We start from the raw sequence: 9,462 nt of genomic DNA, 5'->3' as shown, positions 1-9,462 counted from the left end.
CGCCGGGAGCGCCCGGACCTCGAGGTCACGGGCGTGGAGGCGGGCCTGCACCTGTGCGTGGCGCTGCCCGGATATGACGACGACGAGGTGGTGCGCGCGCTCGAGCGGGCCGGGTGGCGCACGCGATCGCTCGGCGGGCAGGCTGCGCAGCACGCGGTGTCCGGCCTGGTGCTGAGCTATGCGCGGCTCTCCTCGCGCGACGCGGCCGACTTCGCGGTGGAGCTCCGACGGGTACTGGAGCGGCTCGGATCCGGATGATCTCCGTCCGCGGACGCCCGGCCGGTGCTCGAATCCTGACGGTAGTCAACTCATCGCATCGGAAAGCGGTACACACATGGGTCAGGAACAGCCACTGGCGGGCAAGGTCGCCTTCATCACCGGCGCGGCGAGGGGGCAGGGGCGCAGTCACGCCGTGGAACTCGCCCGGCGGGGGGCGCGGATCCTCGCGATGGACATCTGCGAGGACATCGACAGCGTCCCCTACGGGCTGGCAACCGCCGACGACCTGCAGCAGACGGTCGCCGAGGTCGAGGCGGTCGGCGGGGACATCGTCGCGGTGACGGGCGACGTGCGCGAGCCGGCGGACGTCGCGGCGGCGGTCGACGCCTGCCGGGAGCGGTTCGGCGTCCCGGACATCGTGGTGGCCAACGCGGGGATCAACTCCCAGCGCGGCGAGGAGCCGGATGCCCAGCAGGCGTTCGTGGACACCATCATGGTGAACCTCGTGGGGGTGTGGAACACGGTCCACGCGATCGCGCCTCTGATGATCGAGCGCGGCGAGGGCGGGTCGATCGTCCTCATCTCGTCGACCAACGGCTTGTCCGGGCGGGGAGGCGACGGGTCGGGCGCGGTCACGGGGTACACCGCCAGCAAGCACGGGGTGGTGGGGCTCATGCGCAGCTTCATGATCTGGCTCGCGCCGCACAACATCCGCATCAACACGATCCACCCGGTCGGCGTCCTGACGGCGATGGTGGCGCACGACGAGATGGCCAGGTGGTTCGCGAACAACCCCGAGGGCCACACGATGGGCAACGCCCTGCCCGTGCCGATGCTCGAGCCCATCGACATCTCGCGGGCGGTTCTCTACCTGGTGGAGGAGTCCGGCCGCCACGTCACCGGGGTGACGATGCCCGTCGACGCGGGGTTCACCGCGAAGTAGCCGGCCGGCCGCCGGTGGGGAGACCGGCGGCCGGAGGAGCGGATGCGAGGGGACGTGACCGGTCTTACAGTGAGCGCCAGCGACATCCGCGGTGAGCACCCTCCAGGAGGCGCACGATGGGCACTTCATTCTGGCGACGCACGACGATCGATTCCCCGGCGGCCGAGTTCCCGGACGGCGAGCACGTCGACCTGGTGATCGCGGGGGCCGGGTTCACCGGCCTGATCACGGCGCTGATGGCCGCCGCGCGCGGCAAGGCGGTCGTGGTCCTGGAGGCGCACACGGTGGGCGCGGGGGCCAGCGGCGCGACCACGGCCAAGGTCTCGGTCCTGCAGGGCACCCGACTGTCGAGCATCCGCTCCAAGCACGGGTTGGAAACGGCGCGCGCGTACGCCGACGCCAACCGGTACGGACTCGACTGGTGGGCCGAGTTCTGCGAGACCCACGGCGTCGACTCCCAGCGTCGGCGTGCGGTGACGTTCTCCAAGGGACGGATGGGCACGTCGACCCTGCGCAAGGAGATGAAGACCCTCGTCGACCTGGGTCTGCCCGCCCGCTGGTACGACCGGGTGGACGTGCCGTTCCCGGCCCGGTCCGCCGTGGAGCTGCCGGATCAGATGCAGATCGACCCGGTGGAGGCGCTCGCGGCGCTGGCCCGCGCGGCCACGGCCCTCGGCGTGCGGATCGTGGAGCACGCCCGTGTCACCGGACTCACAGCGCAGGGGACAGGGGAGGACGCGTTCGTCGAGGTCACCGCGCATCCGGGCACGATGACCGCCCGCGACGTCGTGCTGGCGACCGCGTCCCCGGTCCTGGACCGCGGCCCGACCGTGGCGACGATGGAACCCGAGCGGTCCTACCTCTGCGCGTTCGAGTACCCCGGTGGCCTGCCGGAGGGGATGTACGGCTCGGTCGAGAGCCCGGTCCGCTCGCTGCGGACGGTGCCCTCACCCGGCGGTGAGGTGCTGTTCGTCGGCGGCAACGGGCACCGCACCGGCACCGCCACGGGCACCGCGTCCAAAATCGACTCGCTGCGGGAGTACGCGGAGAAGTACTTCCCCGGCGCGACGATGACCCACGGCTGGTCCGCGCAGGATTTCCACCCGGTGACGATGCTGCCCAAGTCCGGGCCCCTGCCGTGGGGCAAGGGGCGCGTGCACTTCGCGGGCGGCTACAGCAAGTGGGGCCTCACGGGCGCGCCGGCGGCGGCCGGGATCATGGTGGACCGGCTCGAGGGCGTGGACCCGCGGGTGTCGTTCGGCAAGCCCAGCATCACGGGCATCGCGAAGAACGCCGTGCCCCTGTTCGCGGACGTGCCCGTCCAGCTCGCGGCGACCGCGGCGCAGGCGATCGTGCGCAAGCCACGGCCGAGTATCCGACCGATGGGGGAGGCGACGGGCGACGACGGCGAGACCTGCCGCGTCGGCCTGCTGTGCCCCCACATGGGAGCCGCGCTGACGTGGAACGACGTGGAGCGGTCGTGGGACTGCCCCTGGCACGGGTCCCGCTTCTCGGCGTGTGGCGAGCTCATCGAGGGCCCGGCCACCAGTGACCTCACGAGGTACGACACGCCCCGCTGACCCGACCGGCTGGCGCGCGCAGCTGACACGCCCCGCTGACACGCGCAGCTGACACGCCCCGCGCCCCGGTCGGTCGGGGAAGGACCGGGCCGGGGCGCGGCATGCGTCGCCGTCGGGTCAGGCAGGCGGCATCAGGACTCCGTCGAGGACGTGGATGACGCCGTTGGTGGCGTCCACGTCGGTCTGGACGACGTTGATGCGGGTGCCGTTGCCGTCGACGAGGGCGACGTTCTCGCCCTCCACCTCGACCGTGAGCTCCCCGCCCTGGAGGGTCGCGACCTTCTGGCCGTCCATCTCGAGGACGTCGGCCGCCGGGACCTCGCCCTCGATCACGTGGTACTGCAGAATCTGCGCCAGGTCGCCCGTGGGGTCGGCCAGCAGTTCGTCCAGCGTCCCCTCGGGCAGGGCGTCGAATGCCTCGTCCGTGGGGGCGAAGACCGTGAACGGACCGGGTCCCTTGAGGGTCTCCGTCAAGCCCGCGGCCTCGATGGCCTGGGTGAGGGTGGTGAAGTCGCCCGCGGCGTTCGCGGTGTCGACGATGTCGCCCTCGGCCGCAGCGCCGGTCTCCTCGGTGGTGGTCTGCTCGGTCGTGGTCTCGTCGGTGGTGGTTTCCTCCGTCGTCATCTCGGTGGTGGTCTCGTCGGCCGTGGTCGTGCCACCGTCGTCGTCGGTGCCGCACGCTCCCATGAACACCGCGAGCCCGATGGCTCCCGTCACTGCGATCGTCCGCTTCATCAAGCTTCCTTTCGTCGGGGTTGCTCGTCAGTGTCCGCACTGCGCAGGGGGTACGTGAACCCTCGTGGCCTGATCGTTGTGGCCCTGTGACGGGATGGGGACATGTCCCCGGGCCGCGCCTCGGGAGGATGCCCTTGCTTGCGAGCGTCCCGGGAGTCGTCGAAACTCGAGACGGAACGCTGGCCGCCGGCCACCGCGTACACCCGTCTACGAAGAAGCAGGAGCATCGATGAGCCCCACCGATCAGGGTCCGAACCCGTTCGTCGTCGACATCGAGGACGCCACCCTCGCCAACGACAACTACCGCACCACGCTGTGGACGGGATCGCACATGCAGCTCACCGTCATGAGCATCAAGCCCGGGGACGACATCGGTCTCGAGGTCCACGACGACCACGACCAGTTCCTGCGCGTCGAGGCCGGGAAGGGTCGGGTCGAGATGGGCCCCGCGAAGGATCAGCTCGACTTCGTGCGCGAGGTCTCCGACGACTGGGTCATCCTCGTGCCCGCCGGGAGCTGGCACAACGTCACCAACATCGGTGAGGACGACCTCAAGGTGTACTCGCTGTACGGTCCGCCGGAGCACGAGCACGGGACCGTCCACCCGACCAAGGCGGACGACCATCACGACCACTGACGACCACTGACCACGAGCGCTGACGACGATCATGACCGCGACCGGTTCGCGGTGCCGGAGGGCCCGGGGCGGTGCACACGCCGCCCCGGGCCATTCGGCATGACACGCTGGTGGCGTGAAGACGCCGGTACCTGACTATCTGCTCGAGATCCGCGACGCCTGCTCGAACGGTGACGCCGGCCGGCTCGCCGACTACATCCCCGAGCTCGCGGCCGTGGACCCCGACCGGTTCGCGGTGGCCGCCTGCACGATGGACGGCATCGTCTACACCGCCGGGGACGCGGACGCCGAGTTCACCATCCAGTCGATGAGCAAGCCGTTCGTCTATGCGCTCGCGCTGCGGGACCGGGGAATCGAGGCGGTCCTGGAGAAGGTCGAGGTGGAGCCGTCCGGGGACGCGTTCAACCAGATCTCCCTGGACCGCGAGACGGGCCGGCCGCGCAACCCGATGATCAACATCGGGGCCATCACCACGCACACGCTGGTGAGCGAGCCCGACGCGACCCAGGACGACCGCGACGAGGCGGTGCGGCAGGGGTTGTCCGCCTTCGCGGGCCGCGAGCTCGGAGTGGACGACGCCGTGCTCGACTCCGAGCTGCGCACGGCGTTCCGCAACCGGGCCATGGCCAACCTCGTGCGCGCGGGCGGGATCATCGCGAACGACCCGGACGAGGTGGTGCGCGGCTACACCCGGCAGTGCGCCTACCGGGTGACCGTGCGCGACCTGGCGGTGATGGCGGTGACGCTGGCGACGGGCGGCATCAACCCGGTCACCAAGGAACGCGTGGTGTCGGCGCCGGTCGCCCGGCAGGTGCTCGCCGTGATGGCCACCTGCGGGATGTACGACGCCGCGGGGGACTGGATGTCCACCGTGGGGATCCCCGCCAAGAGCGGGGTGTCGGGCGGGATCTTCGGTGCCCTGCCCGGGCAGGTCGGGCTCGGGGTGTTCTCCCCGCGGCTCGACGAGCACGGCCACAGTGTGGAGGGTGTGCGCACCTTCGAGCGGCTGTCCCACGATCTCGAGTTACACCTGATGAACACCACCGTCACGGACGTGGAGGCCGTTCGCTCGGTGCGGTTCGACGAGATCTCCGGGCGCCGCACCTTCCGGTTGCAGGGCCCCATGACGTTCGCCAGCGCCGAGCAGGTCCTGCGGCGTCTCGCCGAGATCCCCGAGGGGCCGAGCGAGGTGACCCTGGACCTCAGCCGCGTGTCCTCGGTCAACGCCAGCGCGCGCCGGATGCTGCTCGAGGCGATGACGCGGTTGTCGGCGGACGGCCACGTCGTCGGTCTGGCCGACCCGGGCCGGCGCCTCCCCCGACCGGACCTGGGCGACGGGACCCGGCCGGTCAACCGGCGGGCCGCCCGCTAGCTAGCCCGGGCGCGCCAGCCCGGCGCACCCAGCGGCACCGGGCACTCAGCCCACCCGGAAGTGCGAGTGGTCCGGTTCCCTCATGAGCTCGGCCAGTCGCGCCCGGTCGAAGGGGAACAGGTCGATCGTGCCGCCGTCGTGGAAGTACCAGGAGTGGCAGCCGGTGTTCCAGACCGTCGGCCCCATCGCCCCGGCGACGTCATCGTTGAACTCGGCGGTCGCCTCCTCGGTCACCTCCACCGACCGGATCGCGCCGTCGCGGAGGAGTTCGATCCAGTGGGCGATGTACCGGGCGGTGAGCTCGGCGGTGTGCTGCAGTGAGATCGAGCCGGTGGGGGAGTTGGGGCCCAGCACGGTGAACGCATTGGGGAAGCCCGGGATGGCGGTCATCCGATAGGCGCGCGGGCCGTCGGCCCACTCGCGCTCGAGGGTGCGGCCGTCGCGTCCGACGACCTCCATGGGACGCATGTAGTCGTGCGCGCGGAAGCCGGTCGCCAGCACGATCACGTCGGCGGGCCGCTCGGTGCCGTCCGCGGTGCGGATCCCGTCCGGGGTGACCTGCGCGATGGCGTCGGTGACGAGCTCGGCGTCGCTGCGCTGGATGGCGCGGTAGTACGTCCCCGAGACCACCTGCCGCTTGCACAGCGGCTCGTCCTCCGGCGTGAGCCGGGCGCGGAGGTCGGGGTCCCGGACCTGCGCCCGGAGGGAGAGCCGCGCGTAGGCCTGGACCGCGCGCCGCCGCCACGACGGTCTGGTGGTGATGTCGGCGAGGACGCCGGATCCCCACTGCAGCGCGGCATACAGCCCGCGGTGGGCGGTGGGGAACCGTCGCAGTACCGAGCCGACGACGACGAGCTGTCGCATCCGCATCGGGGCCCACAGGATCCACTGGGGCGTGCGGGCGTAGTGCGTGACCGATCCCGCTTCACCGACGAGGGCGGACACCACCTGGACGCCGGTCGAGCCGGTGCCGAGGACAGCGACGCGGCGACCGGTCGTGTCGAACCCGTCGGGCCAGCGTGCGGTGTGGACGACCCCGCCACGGAACTCCGCCAGTCCGGGGATGTCGGGGATCGCCGGGTGGTGCAGGACCCCGGTCGCGAACACGACGACGTCCGCGGTGATGGTCTCGTCGTCGTCGTCGTCGTCGTCGTGGCCGTGTCCGTCGTCGTCGTCCGCGCCACCACTGCCACCGTCGCCCCCGTCCCGGGCGGCGAGGGTCAACTCCCACGTCGCGGTGCCCTCGTCCCAGCGGGCGGCGGCTACCTCGGTGTCGGTCCGGATGTGCCCGGCCAGGCCGAGGTCGTCGACGACCCGGCGGTGGTAGCGCTGGATCTCGGCGCCGTCGGCCCACACGCGCGACCAGTCGGGCTTCGGCGCGAACCGGAACTGGTAGAGCTGGGACGGCACGTCGCATGTCAGGCCCGGGTAGCGGTTCCAGTACCAGACCCCGCCGACGTCGGAGCCCTTCTCCAGCACGGTGACGTCGGCGAAGCCGCGCTCGCGGAAGACGTGCAGGGCGGTGATGCCGGCGACCCCGGCCCCGACGATCACCACGCGCGGTTCGCGCCGCTCGCGCATTCGACCCGGACTCACACGTCGACCGCGTTGTCCGCCAGCGCGTCGCGGACGGTGTCCGGCGCGGTCACCATGGACGACTCGAACGCCGCCTCCCGTCGGGAGGCACTCATGAAGTGGGCGCCCAGGCCGGCGAGGTCGACGGCGGTGGGCAGGATCGGGACGACGGTCGTACCCCGGGCGCGGACGCTCGCGACCTCGTCGTGCAGCTGGGTGGACATCGCGCGGCGGATCAGCCGGTACTCGATCCCGCCGCCCCGGCCAGGGACGCGGACGCCGGGCGCCGAGGCCATCGGGGCGAGGACGAACACGAGGTCGGCCTCCTCCGGCCCGACCAGGTCCACGGACGCGGTGGAGCCCATGCCGCCGTCGACGAAGATCCGGTCACCGACGGGCACCGGTGGCATCCACCCGGGGGTCGCCCAGGAGGCCCGCAACGCCTCGCCGACGGTAGCCATCGGCGAACCCGGGGCGCCGAACAGGACGCGCTCCCCGGCGAGGACGTCGTAGGCGACGATCCGGGCACCGGTGTGGGGGAGCCAGGCGCCCACCTCGAAGCCCTCGGCCAGCCGCTGCAACCAGCCGGCGTCGCCGCGACCGGTGGGGGCGATACCGGTGAGGGCGCCCAGCCCGGACCGTGTGCGGAGCAGACCAGGGTTGAGCAGCGGGAGCCGGGGTAGCGGCGGCCGCCCGGGCGGGGTCGAGGCGATGTGTTCGCGAAGCCGCATGTCGCAGGCCTGCCCGCGCTGCATATCGACCAGTTCGTCGACCCCGATGCCGCCGGCGAGCATGGTCACCAGCTCGGCGCCCGCCGAGGTCCCCAGGAGGACGTCCGCCTCCCGGGGGTCGAATCCCGTCTGCTCGGTGAGCGCGTGGAGGGCGGCGATCATCCAGGCCCCGCCGATCGTGCCCCCGCATCCGAGGACGAGAGCGATTCGGCTCATCCGGCGCCCTCCCCGTGTCCCGCGGGGGGCGCCGCCCCGGAGAGCCCCGCGCTGATCCTAATCGCGCGGCTCCAATACGAACACAGGGATGATCCGGTCGGTGTTCTGCTGGTAGTCGCGATAATCAGGGTAGACGGCGACGGACCGGTCCCACCACCGGTCTCGCTCGGGGCCGCTGAGCTCGCGGGCCGTGTAGTCGCCGACCCGGTCCCTGTCGCGGACCTCCACGTGCGGGTCGGCCTTCATGTTCCAGTACCAGACCGGGTGGGTCTGGGCGCCGCCCTGGGAGGCGACGGCCGCGTACGACCCCTCGTGCTCGACGCGCATCAGCGGGGTCTTGCGCAGCTTTCCGGACTTCCGGCCGACGGTGGTCACGATCACCACGGGGATGCCCGCGAGGTCACCGCCCTCCTCGCCGTCGGTCTGCTCGTACGTCTCGACCTGCGTCCGCACCCACTCACTCGGGCTGGGTTCGTACTCGCCGGACAGTAGCATCGGGGCTCCTCGGTGATGGGGTTCCGTCGGCTGAGCGCGACACTACGCCCGCCAAGGCGTGCTTGCTGCCGACATCAGGCGAGTCGGTCGGTGAATCGCGAGACCGCGTCGACGACCGCCAGGTAGCGCGGCGAGCGCACCGCGTCGAACCCGTGTTGGGCACCGGGGAGCTCGGCGTAGACGACGGGGTTCGGCGACCCGGCGCGCAGGTGCCGTACGAGTCGGCGTGACCCCTTCACCGGCGTGTAGGTGTCGTGCGTGCCGTGGATGATCGCCACCGGCGGGGCGCCGGAGGCGGCGTGGCGCACGGGGTCGGAGACGTCCCGGGTCTCGAGGCCCAGGCGACCGTAGTAGCCGTACAACCCGATCGCGCCGGCGACCGTGGTGTCGGCGTCCTCGAATCCCGGCTGGAATCGGGGATCTCCCCCGGTCAGGGCGGTCATCGTCGCGAGGTGTGCCCCGGCCGAACTGCCCGCCACCACGATCGGCGCGTCGGCCCTGATCCCGTGCGCCGGGCCCTCGGTGCGGATCCAGCCCAGGAGCCGCTTGACGTCGACCAGGTGCTGCGGGAATCCCGATTCCGGGGTCGGCGAGAGGTGGTAGGTGGTGCTGATCGCCGCCCACCCGCGTGCGGCGTGGTCGAACAGCATCGCTCGCGACTCCCGGCTCGGGCCGCCGGCCCGGAAGTGCCCACCGTGGATGTGGACGAGCACCCCGCGCACGTCACCGGCGCCGTTGCCGCCATGTCCACCGCTGCCGCCAGTGTCGCCGCCGGCCCCAGGCAAGCCGGCACGGGTGTAGAGATCGAAGCGGTTGGCCTTCGGGTCCGGTCCGTAGACCATGCCCCGGCGGGCCCGCACCCCGCGCGGCCGCAGCGGCCACGGGCGGAACAGCACTCTCGGCCACGGCGTGCGGTGGAGGGCCGACGGGCTCGTCGTCGTCTCCCCCTCGCCCAGCCC

9 protein-coding genes and 1 pseudogene are annotated in these 9,462 nt (G+C 71.9%); 5 read left to right on the top strand and 5 right to left on the bottom strand.

The annotated features are described in order from the left end of the window. The 3 genes and pseudogenes from G6023_RS05525 to G6023_RS05515 form a co-directional block, all read left to right on the top strand. A pseudogene (locus G6023_RS05525) lies at positions 1-258 on the top strand (aminotransferase-like domain-containing protein); the annotation flags it as partial. Positions 259-334: 76 nt separating this feature from the next. Beyond that, positions 335-1,162, top strand: coding sequence for a mycofactocin-coupled SDR family oxidoreductase (locus G6023_RS05520; protein WP_182634352.1), 828 nt, complete (start codon positions 335-337; stop codon positions 1,160-1,162). A gap of 116 nt (positions 1,163-1,278) precedes the next feature. Beyond that, on the top strand, positions 1,279-2,742 hold the full coding sequence (locus G6023_RS05515) for an FAD-dependent oxidoreductase (RefSeq protein ID WP_182634350.1): 1,464 nt from the start codon (positions 1,279-1,281) through the stop codon (positions 2,740-2,742). A 117-nt stretch (positions 2,743-2,859) separates the two neighbouring features. On the opposite strand, the gene G6023_RS05510 is transcribed toward G6023_RS05515, so the two are convergent. Beyond that, a complete protein-coding gene (locus tag G6023_RS05510; RefSeq protein ID WP_182634348.1) occupies positions 2,860-3,477 on the bottom strand; it encodes a fasciclin domain-containing protein in 618 nt (205 codons plus the stop codon). A gap of 229 nt (positions 3,478-3,706) precedes the next feature. Here G6023_RS05510 and G6023_RS05505 point away from each other — a divergent pair, with 229 nt between their 5' ends. Then, positions 3,707-4,114 (top strand): cupin domain-containing protein, encoded by a 408-nt coding sequence (locus tag G6023_RS05505; RefSeq protein WP_067712996.1) that lies wholly within the window; start codon positions 3,707-3,709, stop codon positions 4,112-4,114. A 115-nt stretch (positions 4,115-4,229) separates the two neighbouring features. Beyond that, positions 4,230-5,486, top strand: a complete 1,257-nt coding sequence (locus tag G6023_RS05500) for a glutaminase (RefSeq protein ID WP_069388600.1) — start codon at positions 4,230-4,232, stop codon at positions 5,484-5,486. Positions 5,487-5,531: 45 nt separating this feature from the next. Here the strand turns inward: G6023_RS05500 and G6023_RS05495 are convergent, their stop codons facing one another. The 4 genes from G6023_RS05495 to G6023_RS05480 all read right to left on the bottom strand — a co-directional run. Next, positions 5,532-7,067, bottom strand: coding sequence for a flavin-containing monooxygenase (locus G6023_RS05495; RefSeq protein ID WP_182634346.1), 1,536 nt, complete (start codon positions 7,065-7,067; stop codon positions 5,532-5,534). Positions 7,068-7,078: 11 nt separating this feature from the next. Next, complete coding sequence (locus G6023_RS05490; protein WP_163376913.1) at positions 7,079-8,008, bottom strand: patatin-like phospholipase family protein; 930 nt, start codon at positions 8,006-8,008, stop codon at positions 7,079-7,081. Positions 8,009-8,065: 57 nt separating this feature from the next. Continuing rightward, a complete protein-coding gene (locus tag G6023_RS05485; protein ID WP_182634345.1) occupies positions 8,066-8,503 on the bottom strand; it encodes a nitroreductase family deazaflavin-dependent oxidoreductase in 438 nt (145 codons plus the stop codon). A gap of 74 nt (positions 8,504-8,577) precedes the next feature. Further along, positions 8,578-9,462: alpha/beta hydrolase (locus G6023_RS05480; protein WP_182634343.1), on the bottom strand; the 885-nt coding region annotated here is incomplete at its 5' end.

This window comes from Dietzia sp. DQ11-71, assembly GCF_014144995.1.
In the GTDB taxonomy this organism is placed as follows: domain Bacteria; phylum Actinomycetota; class Actinomycetes; order Mycobacteriales; family Mycobacteriaceae; genus Dietzia; species Dietzia kunjamensis.
The sequence above is the reverse complement of the archived record's forward strand: the minus strand, read 5'-3'. Positions and strand labels throughout refer to the sequence as shown.

Excerpts from the sequence above, each read along its gene's own strand:
- G6023_RS05520 (WP_182634352.1), top strand. The coding sequence starts at position 335 with ATGGGTCAGGAACAGCCACTGGCGGGCAAGGTCGCCTTCATCACCGGC.
- G6023_RS05510 (WP_182634348.1), bottom strand. The coding sequence starts at position 3,477 with ATGAAGCGGACGATCGCAGTGACGGGAGCCATCGGGCTCGCGGTGTTC.
- G6023_RS05505 (WP_067712996.1), top strand. The coding sequence starts at position 3,707 with ATGAGCCCCACCGATCAGGGTCCGAACCCGTTCGTCGTCGACATCGAG.
- G6023_RS05485 (WP_182634345.1), bottom strand. The coding sequence starts at position 8,503 with ATGCTACTGTCCGGCGAGTACGAACCCAGCCCGAGTGAGTGGGTGCGG.
- G6023_RS05490 (WP_163376913.1), bottom strand. The coding sequence starts at position 8,008 with ATGAGCCGAATCGCTCTCGTCCTCGGATGCGGGGGCACGATCGGCGGG.
- G6023_RS05515 (WP_182634350.1), top strand. The coding sequence starts at position 1,279 with ATGGGCACTTCATTCTGGCGACGCACGACGATCGATTCCCCGGCGGCC.
- G6023_RS05495 (WP_182634346.1), bottom strand. The coding sequence starts at position 7,067 with ATGCGCGAGCGGCGCGAACCGCGCGTGGTGATCGTCGGGGCCGGGGTC.